The sequence below is a fragment of the Nitrosomonas sp. H1_AOB3 genome (genome assembly GCF_015709435.1).
Taxonomy (GTDB): domain Bacteria; phylum Pseudomonadota; class Gammaproteobacteria; order Burkholderiales; family Nitrosomonadaceae; genus Nitrosomonas; species Nitrosomonas europaea.
Window position 1 is genome coordinate 764876 of the sequence record NZ_CP054389.1, and the last position, 20049, is coordinate 784924.

19 protein-coding genes are annotated in these 20049 nt (G+C 50.8%); 16 read left to right on the forward strand and 3 right to left on the reverse strand.

Translation table 11 applies throughout. The features are described 5' to 3' along the window. Nucleotides 1-138: 138 nt before the first annotated feature. The 3 genes from HRU73_RS03710 to HRU73_RS03720 all read left to right on the forward strand — a co-directional run bounded on the left by HRU73_RS03710 (nt 139) and on the right by HRU73_RS03720 (nt 4836). Complete coding sequence (locus HRU73_RS03710) at nt 139-3600, forward strand: TonB-dependent receptor domain-containing protein (protein WP_287399509.1); 3462 nt, start codon at nt 139-141, stop codon at nt 3598-3600. A 13-nt stretch (nt 3601-3613) separates the two neighbouring features. Further along, nucleotides 3614-4033, forward strand: coding sequence for a hypothetical protein (locus HRU73_RS03715; RefSeq protein WP_287399510.1), 420 nt, complete (start codon nt 3614-3616; stop codon nt 4031-4033). Nucleotides 4034-4095: 62 nt separating this feature from the next. Then, the gene (locus HRU73_RS03720) at nt 4096-4836 is read left to right on the forward strand and encodes a Crp/Fnr family transcriptional regulator (protein ID WP_050731255.1); all 741 of its coding nucleotides are present in this window, start codon (nt 4096-4098) and stop codon (nt 4834-4836) included. Nucleotides 4837-4859: 23 nt separating this feature from the next. Here the strand turns inward: HRU73_RS03720 and gshB are convergent, their stop codons facing one another. Then, entirely contained in the window at nt 4860-5822 is a 963-nt protein-coding gene (gene gshB, locus HRU73_RS03725) for a glutathione synthase (RefSeq protein WP_287399511.1), read from the reverse strand. Further along, nucleotides 5822-7123 (reverse strand): glutamate--cysteine ligase, encoded by a 1302-nt coding sequence (gene gshA, locus HRU73_RS03730; RefSeq protein ID WP_287399512.1) that lies wholly within the window; start codon nt 7121-7123, stop codon nt 5822-5824. The genes gshB and gshA overlap by 1 nt, the downstream gene beginning before the upstream one ends. A gap of 190 nt (nt 7124-7313) precedes the next feature. Between gshA and rplU the strand changes: the two genes are divergently transcribed. From rplU to HRU73_RS03795, 13 genes are all read left to right on the forward strand, one after another. Next, nucleotides 7314-7625, forward strand: coding sequence for a 50S ribosomal protein L21 (gene rplU / locus HRU73_RS03735; protein ID WP_011111871.1), 312 nt, complete (start codon nt 7314-7316; stop codon nt 7623-7625). Nucleotides 7626-7636: 11 nt separating this feature from the next. Further along, the gene (gene rpmA / locus HRU73_RS03740) at nt 7637-7894 is read left to right on the forward strand and encodes a 50S ribosomal protein L27 (RefSeq protein ID WP_011111870.1); all 258 of its coding nucleotides are present in this window, start codon (nt 7637-7639) and stop codon (nt 7892-7894) included. Between the two features lie 132 nt (nt 7895-8026). Beyond that, complete coding sequence (gene cgtA / locus HRU73_RS03745; RefSeq protein WP_276677510.1) at nt 8027-9058, forward strand: Obg family GTPase CgtA; 1032 nt, start codon at nt 8027-8029, stop codon at nt 9056-9058. A gap of 5 nt (nt 9059-9063) precedes the next feature. Further along, on the forward strand, nt 9064-10185 hold the full coding sequence (gene proB, locus HRU73_RS03750) for a glutamate 5-kinase (RefSeq protein WP_276677507.1): 1122 nt from the start codon (nt 9064-9066) through the stop codon (nt 10183-10185). A 47-nt stretch (nt 10186-10232) separates the two neighbouring features. Next, nucleotides 10233-11258, forward strand: coding sequence for a YheT family hydrolase (locus HRU73_RS03755; protein WP_276818731.1), 1026 nt, complete (start codon nt 10233-10235; stop codon nt 11256-11258). A gap of 82 nt (nt 11259-11340) precedes the next feature. Then, nucleotides 11341-12699: a phosphate regulon sensor histidine kinase PhoR gene (gene phoR / locus HRU73_RS03760; protein WP_011111866.1), complete on the forward strand. Its 1359-nt coding sequence runs from the start codon at nt 11341-11343 to the stop codon at nt 12697-12699. A 334-nt stretch (nt 12700-13033) separates the two neighbouring features. Beyond that, complete coding sequence (hfq, locus tag HRU73_RS03765) at nt 13034-13288, forward strand: RNA chaperone Hfq (RefSeq protein ID WP_276677504.1); 255 nt, start codon at nt 13034-13036, stop codon at nt 13286-13288. Then, complete coding sequence (hflX, locus tag HRU73_RS03770; protein ID WP_287399513.1) at nt 13278-14468, forward strand: GTPase HflX; 1191 nt, start codon at nt 13278-13280, stop codon at nt 14466-14468. The genes hfq and hflX overlap by 11 nt, the downstream gene beginning before the upstream one ends. Before the next feature lie 5 nt (nt 14469-14473). Further along, nucleotides 14474-15664 carry an FtsH protease activity modulator HflK gene (gene hflK / locus HRU73_RS03775; RefSeq protein WP_011111863.1) on the forward strand — a complete coding sequence of 397 codons (1191 nt, stop codon included), beginning with the start codon at nt 14474-14476 and terminating at the stop codon, nt 15662-15664. Continuing rightward, nucleotides 15664-16542 carry a protease modulator HflC gene (gene hflC / locus HRU73_RS03780; protein ID WP_011111862.1) on the forward strand — a complete coding sequence of 293 codons (879 nt, stop codon included), beginning with the start codon at nt 15664-15666 and terminating at the stop codon, nt 16540-16542. Before hflK ends, hflC begins: the two co-directional genes overlap by 1 nt. A gap of 133 nt (nt 16543-16675) precedes the next feature. Further along, on the forward strand, nt 16676-16861 hold the full coding sequence (locus HRU73_RS03785) for a DUF2065 domain-containing protein (RefSeq protein ID WP_041357161.1): 186 nt from the start codon (nt 16676-16678) through the stop codon (nt 16859-16861). Between the two features lie 75 nt (nt 16862-16936). Next, entirely contained in the window at nt 16937-18112 is a 1176-nt protein-coding gene (locus HRU73_RS03790; RefSeq protein ID WP_287399514.1) for an ATP phosphoribosyltransferase regulatory subunit, read from the forward strand. Between the two features lie 232 nt (nt 18113-18344). After that, a complete protein-coding gene (locus tag HRU73_RS03795) occupies nt 18345-19643 on the forward strand; it encodes an adenylosuccinate synthase (protein ID WP_287399515.1) in 1299 nt (432 codons plus the stop codon). 52 nt (nt 19644-19695) lie between these two features. On the opposite strand, the gene HRU73_RS03800 is transcribed toward HRU73_RS03795, so the two are convergent. Beyond that, nucleotides 19696-20022: a hypothetical protein gene (locus HRU73_RS03800; protein ID WP_276677495.1), complete on the reverse strand. Its 327-nt coding sequence runs from the start codon at nt 20020-20022 to the stop codon at nt 19696-19698. Between the last annotated feature and the right edge of the window lie 27 nt (nt 20023-20049).

Consider the following 20049-nt stretch of genomic DNA (forward strand, 5'->3'; position numbering starts at 1 on the left):
CTGTTGGCAACTGTGTCAAAAATCACGTCGATACAGCGCCTTACCGGTTAATCTGTAGCGATGTTATGCTGATGTATTGAAATCATATTCCGACAATTTGTTATGATTGTCTGTTATCAACGGCGAAATGATAAGTTTATGAAAAATGCGCAATGTACCGGGTGGATTCCTGCAACACTGAAATTACTTTACAGAGCTCTGCCGGGATTGTGCTTTTTCATGACGACTGGTGCTGTTTCGATTGCCTTTGCGGAGGAGGTATGCAACGCACCGGTAGCACGGATGGTTTCATTGCAGGGTGTGGTGGAATATCACCGGCCGGGAGATTCGGGCTGGCACATGGCTGCTTCCGACAGCACATTCTGTGCCGGTGACAGAGTGAGGGTGCGCGCCAACAGTCGTGCAGCGCTCCGGCTCAGTAACGAAAGCATGCTTCGGCTGAATCAGCGAACGGCAATTACTATCTCAGGCCCTGATGTCGAGCAGAATACTCTGCTGGATTTAATGAATGGCGTGATGCACATCATCACCCGCACGCCTAAACCCTTCAAAATCAGAACACCTGTGGTCAATGCCAGTGTCGATGGAACCGAATTTCTGGTGGATGCAGGCGGCGAGGATGACTCGTCTCCCAGCGTAACGATCGCGGTTTATGAAGGCCGGGTTAAGGCTGGTAGTGATCAGGATAATCTGATTCTGGCAAATCAGGAGGCTGCGGTTTTTCAGGAAAATCAGCCTGCCCGAAAGACCGTCATGGTGCACCCGCTCGATGCAGTGCAGTGGGCGTTGCACTATCCAATGCTGATCGATTTGTACTCCCGATCAGGTCATGAAAATCAGCAATCACCTGCGGTGCATCATGTAATCGAACAGTATCGGCAGGGCAAGCTGGCAGAAGCACTGGCTGAACTGGATCATCTGCTGGCTGAAGAATTGACGGTAGATGCTCTGATTCTTCGCTCCGAGCTGTTGCTGACCACTGGTCTGGTAAAGGAAGCCTTATCGGATCTGCAACGAACAGAGCAGCTTGAACCCGGTAACAGTGATGCACTGGCATTGCATGCAATGATATTCGTGGTACAGAATCGTAAGCAGGAAGCACTGGCACTGGCTGGACAGGCTGTCAGAAATAATCCGGCTTCATCTGCAGCAAAGCTGGCACTTTCTTATGCGCAGCAAGCGAATTTTCAGATCGAAACAGCCTTGGCCAGTGCGGAGGAGGCTGTCCGGCTCGATTCGCAAAATGCCCTGGCTTGGGCACGCCTGGCAGAATTGCAGATGTCTGCCGGGAAATCCGACCATGCGTTGCAGTCAGCCGAACGAGCTGTCAGCCTCGACCCTGATCTGAGCAGGACACAAACCGTTTTGGGTTTTGCCCATCTTCTGCAGATTGATACTCACCGGGCGCAGGTAGCTTTTGCCCGGGCGACCGTGCTCGATCAGGCTGATCCTATACCCCGGTTGGGGATCGGGATTGCCCGGATACGTGAGAATAAACTCGAAGCCGGACGTATCGATATCGAAACGGCAGCCAGCCTGGATCCGGCGAATTCGCTGATCCGCAGTTATCTCGGGAAAGCCTATTTCGAAGAAAAGCGCTATCCGCTGGCCGGCACCCAGTTTGATCTGGCCAAAGCACGCGACCCGAACGATCCCACTCCCTGGTTGTACGATGCGATCCAGAAACAGACCCAGAACCGGCCAGTGGAAGCGTTGCGCGATGTCCAGAAATCAATTGAGCTGAACGATAATCGTGCGGTGTACCGTTCGCAACTGCTGCTGGATCAGGATCAGGCAGCGCGCGGTTCCAGCCTGGCACGGATTTATGACAATCTCGGGTTTGAAAAACGTGCTCTGATGGAAACGGCCAAGTCGCTGAGCTTTGATCCGGCCAGTCATTCCGCGCACCGGTTTCTGTCCGATGCTTATGCCAATGTTCCGCGCCACGAAATCGCGCGGGTGAGCGAACTGCTGCAGGCTCAACTGCTGCAGCCAGTCAACGTCAATCCGGTACAGCCCAGAATGGCGGTAGCTGACCTCAATCTCATTACCGGCACAGGCCCCTCAGCACCGGGGTTCAACGAATTCGCACCACTGATGGAGCGCAATAAGGCGCAACTGGTGGCCTCCGGTGTAGTTGGCAATCATGGTGTGCTGGGGGATGAAGTCGTTGTGTCCGGCGTGTATGACCGGGCTTCGGTCAGTGTGGGGCAGTTTCATTATCAGACCGATGGATTCCGGCCCAACAATGACCAGACGCATAATATCTATAATGCTTTCGTGCAGTATGCGGTTACACCGGATTTGAATGTTCAGGCAGAGTTACGCCGGCGGGAAAAGAAGCACGGGGATTTGCTGATGGATTTTGATCCAAAGAAATTTTCCGAGGTAGCGCGCTTGAATCTCGAAGAAGATACGGCGCGTATAGGGGCGATGTACCGGATTTCACCTCGGCAGAATTTTCTATTCTCGACGATTTATACGCACCAGGATGCTGATGTAATAGAAGATCTGGGTAGTGATTTCCCGTTTTATGGGGATCAGCGCAGCCATGGTTACCAGGTTGAAGCACAACATATTCTTCGCAAGGATCGGGTGAATGTGATTACTGGTGGTGGTATTTACCGGACCAATCTGACGAATGATTTCAGAAAAAATACCGAACCGCTGATTTGTATGATGATGGGATGTGAGAAGTCCAAAGCGGATAGGGAACAGAATGTTGCGTATCTGTATTCGAATCTGAATATACTCAAAAATGCGATGGCCACGCTGGGTTTCAGTTATCAAGCCTATTCCAATGATGCTGGAGGAATCAATCGAAAAGTCAGTGAATTTGATCCCAAAATTGGACTGCAGGTAGATTTCCACAAAAATGTTCGTTTGCGTATGGCCTGGTTTGAAGCGCTGAAGCGGGATCTGATCGGTCAGGCGACAATCGAGCCGACCCAGATCGCCGGATTTAATCAATTCTATGATGAAATGACCGGAACGAAATCACGACATAAGGCAGTCGGGCTGGATATTCATTTTGCCAATGCCGTTTATGGCGGAGTGGAGGTATCCGAGCGTAATCTGGATGTGCCGGTGATTCCTGAGCTCGGTGTGTCGGACAGGGATTATTATTGGGATAAGCAGAAAGAACAATTACTCCGGGGCTATGTTTATGGCACGTTTCGCCCGAACTGGGTTGTTGCGATCGAACCTGAATACGAGAAATTCGATAGAAAGGAAAGATATGCAGATTTGCCTACGAATATTCATACATTGAGAGCGCCGATCAGTGTGAGCTATTTTGACCAGAATGGATTCTGGGCGAAGCTGACCGGCACTTATGTCATGCAGGATGTAAAATGGGCGCGATTTGACGAAGATACATGGCTTGGCTGGATTGAGAAGAAGGATTCCAATTTTTTTCTGCTGGATATGGTTGCAGGGTACAGATTGCCCAAACGCAAAGGATTGCTGAGTTTTGAAGTCAGAAATCTACTGAATAAACATTTCTACTACCGGAATCAGTATCTTTATCTGTCGGAGCCGGCTTTGCCCAGATATATACCTGAACGGACGTTGTTTGCCAGAATAACCTTGAACTTTTAACTTGGGAGATACGATGGGAACTCATGATCGGGAAGGATTACTGACCAGATACAGAATCAGTTTTCTTGTTAATATCATACTGTTGGTAATAATCCTGGCTTACCTGTTTAAATTAAGCCAGACGGGTATTCCGGTAAAGGTCGTATCCTATGAAAAACAGGATCTGACAGTTAAGAACCTGGAAACGCTAACCAGGAACGAATTGGATTCTGAAAGAACAGAGGGGGTGCTTGTCATCAAAAAGAAAGATGGTGAACAAGCTGATCTGGTTTTTTATGGTAAAGGGCTTGCAGGGATGACAGCCGGAGCGGGTTCAAGTATAAAAGAACTGATGCTGCAATTAGGGAGCGGCAGCACAAATGCCTATGCTGGAGATGATAACTGCAGGTCAGTATTGGTATTCCGCGGACAAGTTTACTGTATCCCCTGGTAATTTGCGGCAGGATCGTATGATCGAAGCTATTCGCGCAACAGGCCTCATAGGGAGTGGTGAGTATGAGTACTTATGCCAATGATTTTTACAATCAATCCAGAGAGGTAACCGGTACTCAACTGACAGTCATCAGAGAATTCAGGGATTTTTCCGCTTCGGATCTGGAGATGGTGGCGCAGCTTCTGCAAATGCAGCATTTTCTTGCTGGAGAAGAGATCGTTCGTTACCTCGATCATAGTGACAATGTGTTTTTTGTGCTTGAAGGTGGTGTGCGGATTCATTACTTCGGTTATTCCGGTGATGAAGTGATTCTGTGCGATTTATCGCAAGGGGAGTTTTTCGGTGAGCTGACGGCAATCGATGGTCAGCCGAGATCTGCTACGGTCGTTGCCCGATCTGATTCTTTGCTGGCGGTCATGTCAAACCAGGCGTTCATACGGCTGGTGCATGAGAGCCCGGTATTCTGCATGGCGATCATGCAGCGTCTGGCAGGCCAGGTGCGCCGTCTGACTGAACGGGTCTTCGATTTCAGTACGCTGGCGGTGCGTAATCGCATCCATGCAGAACTGCTGAGACTTGCAAGGCAGCACATGGATTCTCCGAATACGGCCATTATCAAGCCTGCCCCGACACATGCCGAGCTGGCGTGTTTTGTCAGCACCCACCGCGAAGCCGTTACCCGTGAATTGAGTGAACTTGCCAGGAACCGGCTGATTCAGCGGACGGGCCATGAATTGCGCGTGCTCGATGTCGAGAGATTGAGAAAAATGGTTGATCTGGCGCGCGGCCCGGTTGGAGATTAGCTGTTTAGTGCCGTGCGATATTTTTACCGGTTTTTCCTGGCAATGTTCTGTTCCAGCGCATCGATCATTAGTCCCGCAACGTTCGTTCCGGTCTGATCGGAGATTTCTCGCATGCCGGTCGGGCTGGTGACGTTTATTTCCGTCAGATGGTTGCCGATGACATCCAGCCCTACCAGCATCAGGCCACGCGCATAGAGTATCTGTCCCAGTTCTTCGGCAATTTCCCTGTCACGGGCTGATAGCGGTCGTGTCACACCCGTCCCGCCGGCTGCCAGGTTGCCGCGTGTTTCTCCCGGTTTGGGGATGCGTGCGAGCGCATAATCGACTGGTCTTCCCGCAATCAGCAATATGCGTTTGTCGCCTTCCCGGATTTCCGGCAGAAAGCGCTGTGCCATGATGGTGCGCGTACCGTAGCGTGTCAGTGTTTCGATAATGACACCAATGTTATGGTCGGTATTCTGGATACGGAAAATACCGGCGCCTCCCATACCATCCAGGGGTTTCAGGATGATGTCCTCATGTTCGGCCAGAAACTCGAGAATCAGCTGCTCCTGACTGGTTACCAGTGAGGGGGGGGTGAATCGGGGAAATTCGGTAATCGCCAGTTTTTCGTTGTGGTCACGAATTCCTCGCGGGCTGTTCACGACATAGGCACCCTGGCGTTCAGCCAGTTCGAGCAAGTAGGTGCTGTAGATATATTCGGTATCGAAAGGAGGGTCCTTTCGCATGAGCACAGCATCAAACCCGGACAGCGGAATTTCTTCGATGGCACCTTCTTCATACCAGTAGTGATCACCTTCCGGCGGATCGAGGAGTGTCAGCGGTCGTGCGAAGCCGATGACCTGATGATCTTTCCACGCCAGATCATTCTGTTGCAGGGTATACAGCTGATGGTGACGGGCTGCGGCCTCACACATCATGGCATAGCTCGAATCCTTGCCGATTTTGATACTGTCGAGCGGATCCAGGATGAAAGCCAGTTTCATCAGACTTCCGCCAATACAGGCAGGGGTGTTTGCAGATACCGTTCCAGCTCGATGGCTGAGGCAAGCAGTGCCAGTCTGGCGATGACACCATAAGTATAGAAACGATTGGGGGCGGCATCCGGCCGGGCAGTGGGGTCTGTCTGCATACAGGTGGTGTCAAAGGCCAGTGGTACGAAGTGCATGCCCGGTGCATTCAGGTTTTCATCGATCCCCCGGCCGGTATGTACCCGGTAGAATCCACCTACTACATGGCGATCGATCATGTAGATAACGGGTTCGGCTACAGCCTGATGGATACTTTCGAACGTGTGTACCCCTTCTTGTACCAGCACGTTCTTGACAACGAGTCCTTCCTTGATGGTTGCCATTTTGTTGCGCTGCTTGCGGTTGAGTTTATAGAGCTCGGCGCCGTCCTTGATACTCATGATACCCATGCCGTAAGTGCCCGAGTCTGCCTTGCAGATGACGAACGGTTTTTCACTGATCCCGTACTGGGCATACTTTTCTCTGATCAGATGCAGTATTTCGTTTACGCCGGCCGCGACACAATCCAGACCCTCTTTTTCATGAAAATCGACTTTTCCGCAAGAAATGAAATAAGGGTTGATGAGCCAGGGATCGATGCCTATCAGATCGGCGAAATCCTGTGCCACATTGTCATAGGCACTGAAATGCCAGGATTTGCGGCGAGTGGCCCAGCCTGCATGAAGGGGTGGAATGATGATCTGTTCCAGATTTTGCAGAATTTCAGGTATGCCGCCAGACAGGTCATTATTCAGAAGGATGGCACAGGGGTCGAAATCCCGGGTAAACAGTCTGTTTCCTTCACGCTGTACCGGTTCCAGCAACAGGGAATCACCATTGGGTAGCAGGACAGGCAGGGGTTGGTCAAGATCGGGCAGCAACGAGCCGATACGAATGTTCATTCCTGCCTGCTGCATGATGGATTGCAGCATGGCGATGTTCTGCAGATAAAAGACATTGCGGGTGTGGTTCTCCGGAATCAGGAGAACATTGTGTGCATTCGGACAGATTTTTTCGACAGCGATCATCATTGCCTGAATGCACAGCGGAATGAAAGCCGGGTTGAGATTGTTGAATCCGCCGGGAAACAGATTGGTATCGACCGGTGCCAGTTTGAAACCGCTGTTGCGCAAATCTACCGAGCAGTAGAACGGCACGGTGTGATGCTGCCATTGTTTGCGGAACCAGTGCTCGATCGTCGGTTTGGCAGCCAGGATGCGTTTTTCCAGATCCAGGGTGGGTGCGTTCAGTGCATGGGTGAGGTGGGGTACCGGCATGAGATATCCGTAACTTGGAAATAAACCGGCTGATTATAGCATTGACCAGGGCCAGCAGATTCTGTCTGCGGCAGGGCAGACTCGATCAAAGCCGGAGCGAATGTTTGACGAGTATGCCGTGTTACTTGAATTTATTACACAAAATCCGCGGATATCATTATAATGCGCGGTTCTAGGACGGGAGACGTATATGTACGCAGTAATCAAGACAGGTGGTAAACAGTACCGGGTTGAGGTCGGGAATAAGCTGAAGGTGGAAACGCTGCCCGCAGAAGTGGGAAGTGATATTCAACTGGATCAGGTTCTGATGATTGCGGATGGTGAAGCGATTTCTGCTGGCGCGCCATTACTCGATCAGGCAAAAGTCAGCGCGACTGTGGTCAGTCACGGGCGGCATGACAAGATACGCATATTCAAAATGCGTCGCCGTAAGCATTATCGGAAACAACAGGGACACCGACAGAATTATACTGAAATTCAGATTACCGGTATTTCTGCATAAGGAGATGATTCATGGCACATAAGAAAGCGGGCGGCAGCTCCAGAAACGGGCGTGACTCTCATTCCAAACGGTTGGGTGTGAAGCGCTATGGTGGTGAAATCATCCGGGCGGGTGGAATCATCGTACGTCAGCGTGGCACGCAGTTCCATCCCGGTGATAATGTCGGGATCGGGCGTGACCATACCCTGTTTGCAAAAGTGGATGGTAAGATTGTCTTTGCTGTCAAAGGGCGGATGAACCGGAGAACAGTTGCAGTCATTCCCTCCTGATCGTCCGATCAGCCCGACCGTGCAAGCTGGAGAAAAGCCCCATTTTCTGAATGGGGCTTTTTACTTTGATTATAGTTTTTTACTGGAATAAATTTCTCCGCCCGCAATTAAAATAATTGCTTCGGGGCACTCATGAAATTCATTGATGAGGTAAAAATACAGATCTCTGCGGGAGATGGCGGCAATGGTGTTGCCAGCTTTCGTCGTGAAAAATTTATTCCCAGAGGTGGACCGGACGGGGGAGATGGTGGTCACGGCGGCAGTATTTACGCACTGGCTGATCACAATCTCAATACGTTGATCGACTATCGTTTTACACCGGTTTTCCGGGCAAAACGGGGAGAAAACGGGCGCGGCTCCGATTGCTATGGTAAAGGAGCGGAAGATATCGTGCTGCGTATGCCGGTAGGTACGATCATTACCAACGATCTGACGGGTGAACTCGTTGCCGATCTTGAACACGACCAGCAGAAAGTGCTGCTGGCCAAAGGCGGAAGAGGCGGACTGGGTAATCTCCATTTCAAGTCCAGTACCAACCGTGCTCCCCGGCAATTTACCCATGGTGAAGCAGGAGAGCAGTTCGAGCTCAGGCTAGAGCTCCGGGTGTTGGCAGACGTCGGGCTGCTGGGGTTACCCAATGCCGGTAAATCCACCCTGATTCGCGCTGTTTCTGCGGCACGTCCAAAAGTAGCCGACTATCCCTTCACCACGCTTTATCCCAATCTGGGGGTAGTGCGGGTCGATGCCGGGCACAGTTTCGTGATGGCGGATATTCCAGGCCTGATCGAAGGTGCGGCAGAAGGAGCCGGTCTCGGTCACCGGTTTCTCAAGCACCTCGGCCGTACCCGCCTGCTGCTGCATGTGATCGATGTGGCTCCTTTTGACGAGAACGTCGATATCGTTCATTCGGCCAGAGCGCTGGTGGATGAGCTGCGCAAATTTGATGAAACACTTTATCGTAAACCCCGCTGGCTGGTATTCAACAAGGTGGATATGCTCCCCGAAGATGAGCAGCAGGCTGTTTGCACACGGTTGCTGCAGGCAATGAACTGGCAGGAGCGCTGGTTTGCTATTTCTGCACTGACCGGGAAGGGGTGCCAGGCACTGATTTATGCCATCATGGGGCATCTGCAACAGTTACAGTCTGATAGCGAAGAAACCTGATTTTTATGACGCAATCGATTCTGCAATCCGCCCGCCGGATAGTCGTAAAAGTTGGCAGCAGCCTGGTGACGAATGAAGGACACGGTCTTGATCGCTGTGCACTGGGAGGCTGGGCCGGACAGATTTCCCGGCTCAGACAGATGGGCAAGGAAGTCGTGCTGGTTTCATCCGGCGCCGTTGCCGAGGGTATGCAGCGTCTGGGCTGGAAAATGCGTCCTGCGGCGCTTTATGAACTGCAGGCTGCCGCGGCAGTGGGGCAGATGGGGCTTGCCCAGGCCTATGCCGATTGTTTCAGTGAATACGAATTACAGACGGCTCAGATTCTGCTGACGCATGATGATCTGTCGAGTCGTAAACGCTATCTGAATGCCCGTTCGACCATTCTTACGCTGCTGAATCTGGGTATCATTCCGGTCATCAATGAGAACGATACTGTGGTTTCCGATGAAATCCGGTTTGGTGACAACGATAATCTGGCTGCACTGGTTGCCAATCTGATCGAAGCCGAAGTGCTGGTGATCCTGACTGACCAGGAAGGTCTTTTTACCGGCGATCCGCGCAAAAATACCGATGCCAGACTGATCCCGGAAGTCAGCGTCAGCGATCCGGATATCGAAGTCATGGCCGGTGGGGCGGGCAGCAGCATCGGACGCGGTGGTATGCAAAGCAAGGTAATGGCTGCCAGGCGCGCTGCTCGCAGCGGTGCGCATACGGTGATTGCTTCAGGCAGGGCGAAGGATGTGCTGGTTCGTCTGGCAGGTGGAGAGACTATCGGAACCATTCTGCTGGCGGATATGCCAGTGAAGGTGGCGCGCAAGTTGTGGCTGGCCGATCATCTCCAGGTACGGGGGAGTGTAGTGCTGGACGATGGGGCCAGCAGAGCATTGCTGTCTGGAGGTAAAAGTCTGCTGCCCATCGGGGTGGTGGAGGTAAAGGGTGAATTTGAACGTGGAGAAGCCATATCCTGCCTCGATGCCAGCGGCCGTGAAATCGCTCGTGGCCTGATCAATTACGATGCTCGTGAATCACGCAAGATCATGCGTCGTCCTACCAGCCAGATTGAAGCTGTGCTGGGTTATGTGGATGAATATGAACTTATTCACAGAGATAACCTGGTTATTCTGTAACGATCTGGCCGGCTGGATTCACCTGAAAAGGTTTTATATTATCTGCAATGACTGACCCTTTTTTTCTGTCCGATTCCGGATTGCTCGAATCTTATCGTGCCCCTAAATGGCTGCCGGGCGGTAACGCGCAAACCATTTTTCCTTACTTTATCAATCTGAGTCCGATTATCAGCTACCGGCGAGAGCGCTGGGAAATGGATGATGGAGATTTCATCGATATCGACTGGCTGGAGGGTGAATCGGATAAACCGCTGGTCATCATGCTACATGGTCTGGAAGGTAGTTCGCAAAGTCATTACGCACTGAGCCTGATGAATCTCCTGCAGATGTTGCGCTGGCGCGGTGCCGTCGTTCATTTTCGTGGCTGTTCCGGATATTCCAATCGCCTTCCGCGTGCTTACCATGCCGGTGATTCGATGGAAATCGATCGTATGCTGCGGCACATAGCGCATCGGAACGATTCACATGAATGGAACACCCCCTGTTATGCTGTGGGTGTTTCCCTCGGAGGCAATGCACTGCTGAAATGGCTAGGTGAGCAGGGCGCACAAGCAGCCAGGCAGATTGCAGGGGTCGTTGCAGTTTCGGTTCCGCTCGATCTGGCAGCTGCAGGCAAGGTACTCGATTCCGGTTTCAACCGGGTTTACACTCATCATTTTCTGACTACCCTCAAACGCAAGGCACTGGAGAAAAACAGACAATTTCCCGGCTTGCTGAATGCCAGAGCTGTTGCAGCCTGTCGCTCATTGTATGAATTTGATAATCTGGTGACGGCACCGCTGCATGGTTTTCGGGATACGGACGATTACTGGCGCCAGTCCAGCAGCAAACCATGGCTTGGATCGGTTCAGGTACCGACATTACTGATCAATGCGCGTAACGACCCTTTCCTGCCCGAGAGCGTGCTGCCGCAAAAATCCGAGGTTTCTTCCTTCGTTTCACTGGAATTTCCACAGCAGGGAGGACATGTTGGTTTCATACAAGGTACTTTTCCGGGAAAACTGGATTGGCTGCCACAACGTATCATAGAATTTTTTTCATCGTTATGTGGCCTGGATGCTATTCCGGGATGAAGAATGAGCCCGAAAAAACAGATACCCCCATGGCTGAGCAGAATGGTCAGGGAAATCGATTCCACTACTGCTCCATAACCATATGAACTCCTTCTGGTTGAGCCTTGCTCCTGTTTTATGGCTGACTATCATTGCCATCCCGGTGGGGATACTGTTCAATGCTGCAATCGTATTCGGCCTGTACAGCATCATTCTGTTAGGGATCGTCATTTACCATATTCATACGTTGTATTGTCTGGAACAATGGCTGCATCATTCGGATCTTTCCTACGCGACGGTACCTGACAGATCAGGCTTATGGGGTGTGGTATTCGCCAGGCTGGCACGCTTCGTGCGGCGTCATGACAAGGAGCGCCTGGGATTGAATACTTCCCTGGAACGATTGCAGCGCGCGACATCTGCACTGCCGGAAGGTATTGTCATTCTGGGTGACAAGGATCAGATCGAGTGGTGCAATTCAGCTGCAGAGCGGCATCTGGGCCTCAATCTCGAAATGGATGCCGGCCAGCACATTACCCGTATGGTGCGCCAGGTGAGGTTCGTGGCCTATCTCGACATGGGAGATTTCAGTAAACCCTTTTTACTCAATCAGTCACGCTTGCGTGATGTCCTGCTCTCCATCCAGATCGTGCCTTATGGTGACAGGGAAAAACTGCTGATCAGCCAGGATGTGACGCGTTTTGAGAAAATTGAAATCATGCGGCGGGATTTCGTTGCCAATGTCTCGCATGAATTGCGTACACCCCTGACAGTGATTGGCGGGTTCCTTGAAACACTGCTGGAAGAAAATAAAATATCCGGCGAAATGGAGAAAAATGCACTGCGGCTGATGTCCGACCAGGCCATCCGCATGCGTCGCCTGGTAGAGGATTTGCTGACGTTGTCCCGGCTGGAGAACGCCGGAAACAACCTGACAGAAGAACAGGTGGATGTCGTCAAACTGTTGCAGGGACTTTACCAGGAAGCCCAGTCACTGAGTGCAGGGCGTCATGTCATTTCTCTCAATCTTGCCAGTCATGCCATGTTGCTCGGCAGTGAAGATGAACTGCGTAGCGCATTTGAGAATCTGATCAGTAATGCTGTGCGATATACCCCGGAGAGCGGGATAATTTCCCTGAATTGGGTAGTGGAAAATGGAAAAGGGTTGTTTTACGTCCAGGACAGCGGGATCGGCATCGAGCCAAATCATATTCCCCGGTTGACGGAACGTTTTTATCGGGTGGATCGCAGCCGTTCCCGTGAAACCGGCGGAACCGGTCTCGGTCTTGCCATAGTCAAGCATGTTCTGAATCGTCATCAGGCGAGTATGGAAATTACCAGCCAGCCTGGAGCGGGAAGCATTTTCAGGATATGGTTTCCGAGTAATCGTGTGCTACCGGCCGAAACCGCGCCAGTGATCAGCTCTTCTCCAGAACATACGAAACAAAATTCTGCTGCCTGAGAGCTTTGTATCAGTAAAGCAGGATGATATTTCATGCTGTCGGCTACCGTTCTGGTTTTTTCTGCGATTTCCTTTTTCAGGTAAATCAAAAATACTGTATCGCGTAGACGGCGAGATACACCGTGTTAGACTTATGGTTTTGCGCGACTTATACTTTAGTAACATCAAAATACCCGGGATGAGTTTTTATGAATTTTTGATTTTTTTCTGTCGATCTGATGATGCAGTCAGATTCTCGGATCATGACAAAAATACTGCCGGAAACGGCCGACCAACCCAGAAGGGTATTTATTCTTATCAGATAACTAAAAAAATTCACCAGGGAGGATGAACAATGGGCGTCAAAGGGCAGTTACTGCAGGATCCTTTTCTGAATATCTTGCGCAAGGAGCATATTCCGGTTTCCATTTATCTGGTCAACGGCATCAAGTTACAAGGTCAAATTGATTCCTTTGATCAGTATGTCGTTCTGTTGAAAAACTCTGTCACGCAGATGGTTTATAAACATGCCATCTCCACCATAGTTCCGGCCAAAGCTATTTCAATCCCGATACCTGCCGACACCCAGACCGAGCAAGATGAGCCATGATGTTGCTACTGGAACGGTGTCCGATAACACCGCGATATTAGTAGACATCGATTTTGGTGAAGGAGATAAAGAAAGCCTGGAAGAGCTGCGGGAGCTTGCTCGCAGCGATCGGCTCTCGGTGGTCGCTGTAGTTGAAGGGACGCGGAAGCAACCTGACCCTGCCACCTTTATCGGCAAGGGCAAGGCAGAGGAAATCAGCCAGATTCTGGCGCAGACACACGCTGCAATGGTGATATTCAACCATGAGCTGTCTCCGGTACAGCAACGAAATCTTTCCATGGTGCTGGCTTGCCGCATCATAGATCGTACCAGTCTGATTCTGGATATTTTCGCGCAACGTGCCAAAAGTCATGAAGGTAAACTGCAGGTCGAACTGGCCCAGCTGGAATACCTTTCAACACGGCTGGTGAGAGGATGGACTCACCTCGAACGTCAGAAGGGTGGTATCGGTCTGCGCGGGCCGGGTGAAACGCAGCTGGAGACGGATCGTCGTTTGCTGGCGAAGCGCGTAAAACTTTTGAAAGAGAAGCTGACCAAGCTCAAACGGCAGCGTGAGGTACGGCGGCGTGCGAGAAAGCGTGCAGAAATCCTGTCCGTTTCCATAGTAGGGTATACCAATGCCGGTAAATCGACCTTGTTCAATCGGCTGGTACGAACGGATACATATGCTGCCGACAAGTTGTTCGCTACGCTGGACACGACTACCCGGAGGCTGACACTTCCCGGACGCGGGACGATAGTAATTTCCGATACAGTTGGATTTATCCGCGAATTACCCCATACGCTCGTTGCGGCATTCCGTGCCACACTGGAAGAAACCATACAAGCTGATTTGCTTCTGCATGTAGTCGATGCCTCCAGTTCCAACCGGGATGCGCAGATCAGCGAAGTCAATAAATTATTGCGAGAAATTGGTGCCGATACGATACCGCAGATTCTGATTCTGAATAAAATCGATCTTCTCGAACAGTATCCGTCCGGGAATTACACGCGTGATGAGTATGGTAGAATCAAAAGCATTCATCTCAGCGCGAGGACAGGAGCGGGTTTTAGTTATCTGTACGACGCACTGGCAGAGGTGTTTGACCAGAATTTGAAGAGGTTAGAGCAACATTCAGCAACACCTGAAAGCATGAACGACAATGTCCGTGCCACTTTTATAAATAATGAGAAGGACTAAATCACATGGGCTTGAATGATCCGCAGTGGGGAAAAAGAAGAGGCAACTCAGGGCCTCCTGACCTTGAAGACATTATGCGTAACTTTAACCAGAAAATAAGTGAAATTTTCGGCAAAAAGGGAGGGGGTAACGATGATGAAGACTCTGGCGGGGGAAGCCCTAATCTTCCCAGCGGCAGAGGGTTTGTAGCAATCGTCGCTTTGCTTGCTCTGGCATGGATAGGAAGTGGTTTTTACATTGTCGATGAAGGTCAGCGCGGTGTGGTACTGCGTTTCGGTAAACATGTGGAAACGACCATGCCGGGATTGCGCTGGCATATTCCTTCGCCTGTCGAAGCTGTCGAGTCTGTCAATATTGGTCAGGTACGCACGGTGGAAATCGGCTATCGTAATAATGTTCGCAGCAAGGTACTCAAGGAATCGCTGATACTTACGGATGATGAAAATATCGTCGATATCCAGTTTGCCGTGCAGTACATTCTGAACAGTCCCGAGAATTTCCTCTTCAATAACCGTGATCCGGAAAGTACCGTCTTGCAGGTGGCAGAAACAGCCATCCGGCAAGTTATTGGTACCAGTAAAATGGACTTTGTCCTGTACGAAGGGCGTGAAGAGGTAACAGCCAAAACGACCGAGCTGATGCAGGAAATTCTCGACCGTTATCAGATCGGTATTTCCATCAACCGGGTAACGATGCAGAATGCGCAGCCGCCTGAGCAGGTACAGGCCGCTTTTGATGATGCCGTCAAGGCAGGTCAGGATCGTGAACGGCAAAGAAACGAAGGCCAGGCTTATGCAAATGATGTGATACCGAGAGCAAGAGGGGGAGCCGCACGTTTGCTGGAGGAAGCTCAGGGGTACAAGCAAAGGGTGGTTGCCGCTGCAGAGGGGGATGCCAGCCGCTTTACGCAGGTACAGACAGAATATGCCAAAGCACCCGAAGTTACCCGGGAACGTATGTATTTCGATACGATCCAGCAAGTTTTATCCAGTACCAGCAAAATCCTGATCGATCAGGAAAAAGGCGGGAGCAATCTGCTTTATCTGCCACTGGACAAGCTGATTCAGGCTGATTCCAGTGCGACGAGATCTTCAGTTGCAGCGGCCAGATCACAAAATGAATCCCAGGAATTTTCCTCAGATGTCGGCTCACGTTCGCGTGAGTCTTTTCGTAGTCGTGAACGGGAGATGAGATAATGAAAGCAGTTTCATCTGTATTTGGCGGGCTTCTGCTGGTGCTGGCGGTATTGGGCAGTTCTGCTGTCTATATTGTTGACGAACGTGAGCAGGCATTACTGTTCCAGCTAGGGGAGGTCGTGGGAGTCAAAACTTCTCCGGGTGTCTATTTCAAGATACCTGTCGCCCAGAATGTTCGTTTTTTCGATTCTCGTATTCTGACGATGGATTCAGAGGAACCCGAACGCTTCATCACATCGGAAAAGAAAAACGTTCTGGTGGATTTGTTCGTTAAATGGCGCATCGTGGATGTCAAACAATACTATGTCAGTGTTCGCGGAGATGAGACACTGGCACAGACCCGCCTTGCACAGACCATCAATTCCAGCATGCGTGATGAATTCGGTAACCGGACCGTGCACGACGTGGTTTCTGGAGAACGTGACAAGATCATGGAGATCATGCGTCAGAAAGCTAATGCGGATGCCAGAAAGATTGGTGTGGAAGTCGTGGATGTGCGGCTCAAGCGCGTAGATTTGCCCCAGGAAGTCAGTGAATCCGTTTATCGCAGAATGGAAGCGGAACGTAAACGGGTGGCAAACGAGCTGCGTTCGACCGGTGCTGCCGAAGCGGAAAAAATCCGTGCTGATGCTGATCGCCAGCATGAAGTGATTCTGGCGGAAGCCTATAGCGAAGCTCAGAAAATCATGGGGGATGGTGATGCCCAGGCAACGGCAATTTATGCCGATGCTTTCCAGAAGGATGCGAAATTCTATGAATTTTACCGGAGCCTGGAGGCGTATCGAAAATCCTTCAAAAGTAAGGAGGATATTCTCGTCCTGGAACCTAATTCGGAGTTTTTCAAATATATGAAAACCCCGTTAGATCGTAAAAAATAGAGATTTGAACCTGATATGCGGCCTCTTAAACTGGATTGCGAAACTGAAAACCGGCGTTCTGGAGAATATTGGTTGGCAGGTTTAAGTGGCAGCGTATCAGGGAACGTTTCATTAATCGGTGTTCAAGACTGATATGTGGGATACCTTTCTGCAAGCAATTGCACTGATGCTGATACTGGAAGGTATCTTTCCTTTTTCATTTCCTGGTGCCTGGCGTGAAACCTTTCTCAAACTCATGCAACTGGAAGACAGCCAGATAAGGTTCGTGGGCCTCAGTACCATGCTGGTCGGCCTGGTTATCCTCTTTCTGGTCAACTGATCGATCTTTCCTCTGATAATTTTGATTGTTCCTGCTATCGATCCGGATATGACTCATTCCGGTCAATGTTGAAAAATGCGCAACTGGCTGCTTCCTGAATATATCGAAGATGTATTGCCGCGTGATGCTTATCGTATAGAGAAGATCCGCCGTCTTATCATGGACATGCTGTTTGCCCACGGGTATCAGTTTGTCATGCCGCCTCTGCTGGAATATGTGGAATCCTTGCTGGCCGGGAGCGGAAGCGGTATGAATCTGCGTATGTTCAAGGTCGTCGATCAGCTCAGCGGCAGAATGATGGGATTACGCGCGGATATGACTCCGCAGGCAGCCCGGATCGATGCTCATTTACTGAATACCAGTGGCGTGACGCGGCTTTGTTATGCCAGCAGCGTGGTCCATACGGTACCGGATGAAATTACCCGCACACGTGAGCCATTCCAGGTGGGTGCCGAATTGTACGGACATTCCGGTATCGAGAGTGATCTTGAAATCCAGTGTTTGTTACTGGAGTGTCTATCAGTTTCAGGCATTCATTCGATCCATCTCGATCTTGGGCATATCAGGGTTTTTCGCAGCCTAATTCGTGATTCAGGCATCAAGCCCGAGTTCGAAATGGAGCTTTATGCTGCATTGTGGGCCAAGGATATTAGCTCTCTGAAGGAACTGGTACATACAGGCTTGAATAAACGTCTGACCAGGTCGGTGCGAAATGCTTTGCTGTTGTTACCGGAACTGTATGGGGACGGTACCGTGCTTCTGAGTGCGCGTCAGCATTTGCCGGATTTCCCGGAAATCGGTGAGGCACTGGATCAACTGGAACATGTTGCCAGAATACTGCAACCTTATGTCGACCGGATAACGTTTGATCTGGCTGATTTGCGGGGCTATCACTATCATACGGGTATGGTTTTCGCCGTTTATACACCGGGATGTCCTGCGCCCATCGCCCTGGGAGGACGCTATGATGAAATCGGCAAATCGTTTGGCAGAGCGAGGCCGGCAACCGGATTCAGTCTCGACTTGAAACAGTTGTCGCAGCTGACGGATATGAATGGTTATCCTTCGGGAATACTGGCGCCATGGAAGCCGGAAGATGAGAAACTGGCAGCAATGGTTCGGCAATTACGTGCTGAAGGGCATATTGTGGTGACTGAGCTGCCGGGAGAAGAAAATCAGGAAGTAACAGGTTGCGACAGGAAACTCGTTTTCCGTAATGGTAACTGGGAAATCGATCCGGTTACAGGATAAACGACGCTGGAGGAGAACGGTTTTGCCTGCAGATGGGGCGGCTGTACTGAGGTAGGGAAGCGGGAGTCTTGATACCCGTCAACCAGGGGAAGTGTAAGTTTATCGGATTCAGTCAACTGCCTGTTTTAAAAGAAGCAGGCTGGTAATCAGTCGCTGAAAAAGGATACTCATGCACCGTGCTGTTCACAGTGCGGTGCTTTATTTTGGAATAATTTCGAGAGATCAATAGTGTATGGCCAGGAATGTCGTAGTCATTGGAACGCAGTGGGGAGATGAGGGTAAGGGCAAGATCGTCGACTGGCTGACTGATCGGGCTACAGGAGTCGTCCGTTTCCAGGGCGGACACAATGCGGGTCATACGCTGGTGGTAGGTGGTGAGAAAACTGTATTGCATCTGATTCCTTCAGGAATTCTGCGTGAGAATGTGACCTGCTACATTGGTAACGGTGTGGTTCTGTCCCCCGGTGCCTTACTGGAAGAAGTGGATATGCTGGAGCAGGCCGGAGTGGATGTATCCAGCAGGCTGCGTATCAGCGAAACCTGCCCCCTGATTCTGCCTTATCACATTGCTGTGGACGGTGCTCGTGAACTGGCGAAGGGGATGGAAAAAATCGGTACGACCGGCAGGGGAATCGGCCCGGCGTACGAAGACAAGGTTGCGCGGCGTGCAATACGCCTGCAGGATCTGTTTCGTCCTGAAAGGCTTGCCTGCAAACTGAAAGAAGTACTCGATTATCATAATTTCCTGCTGAAAAATTACTACCACGCTGCAACGGTTGACTATCACCAGGTCCTGGATGATTGTCAGATAAAAGCCGAAAGAATCCGGCCGATGGTGGCGGATGTTCCAAAACTGCTGTTTGAAGCCAGTCAGGCTGACAACAACCTGCTGTTCGAGGGGGCGCAAGGTGCTTTGCTCGATATCGATCATGGCACTTATCCCTTTGTCACCTCCAGTAACTGTATCGCTGGTGCGGCTTCGGTGGGTAGTGGCGTCGGGCCGCAGATGCTGAATTACGTGCTGGGAATCACCAAAGCCTATACCACTCGCGTGGGGTCAGGCCCTTTTCCTACCGAGTTGTCGGATGCAACCGGAGAACACCTGGCACAGCGCGGTAACGAGTTCGGTTCCACTACCGGGCGCCCGCGCCGTTGTGGCTGGTTTGATGCAGTGGCTGCCAGGCGTTCTATTCAGATCAATGGAGTTTCGGGATTGTGTATCACTAAACTCGATGTGCTCGATGGATTGGAAACACTGCGTATCGGTGTAGGTTATAAATCAAAGCAGTCAGGCGAGATGTATGACGCCCTGCCTTTTGGAGCGGATGATCTGGCTGCTGCGGAACCAGTTTATGAAGAGCTGCCAGGCTGGCAGGAACGTACGGCAGGTATCCGGAATTTCGATCAACTGCCCCAGGCAGCACAAAACTATCTCAAACGTATGGAAGAAGTCTGCCAGACACCCATATCCATGATTTCAACCGGTCCTGATCGAACAGAAACGATCGTTTTTCACCATCCTTTCGGATAAATACGGTACTCGCGCAGGTACAGTGATGTCTGGCAGTTTTGGCTGCATTACTTCATTTTTTCCGGTGCCACTTCTGATAAAGCTCTTCGGAATTCTCATTCCATTTTTTTCTGGCTGCCGACAGATTTTCTTCAGCGCTTTGTAAAACCTGCTGTGCGGCTTGGAGCTCCTTCTCGGTTTCAGCTGCCTTTTCCTGGTGGTAGCGCAAATTATCCTGCTTGACCTGCACATCCTTCCTGGCGCTGCTGAGCTGACTTTCAGCCTGCTTCATCTGTTCGTAGGCTTGGTTGGTTTGCTGCTGCAGATTAGACAAGTCGCCAGCCGTGATTGAGGCAGGGATCATCAACAATGATAAAACTACTATTGTAAGATATTTCATTTTTCCTGTTCTTTCATGAAATGGAGT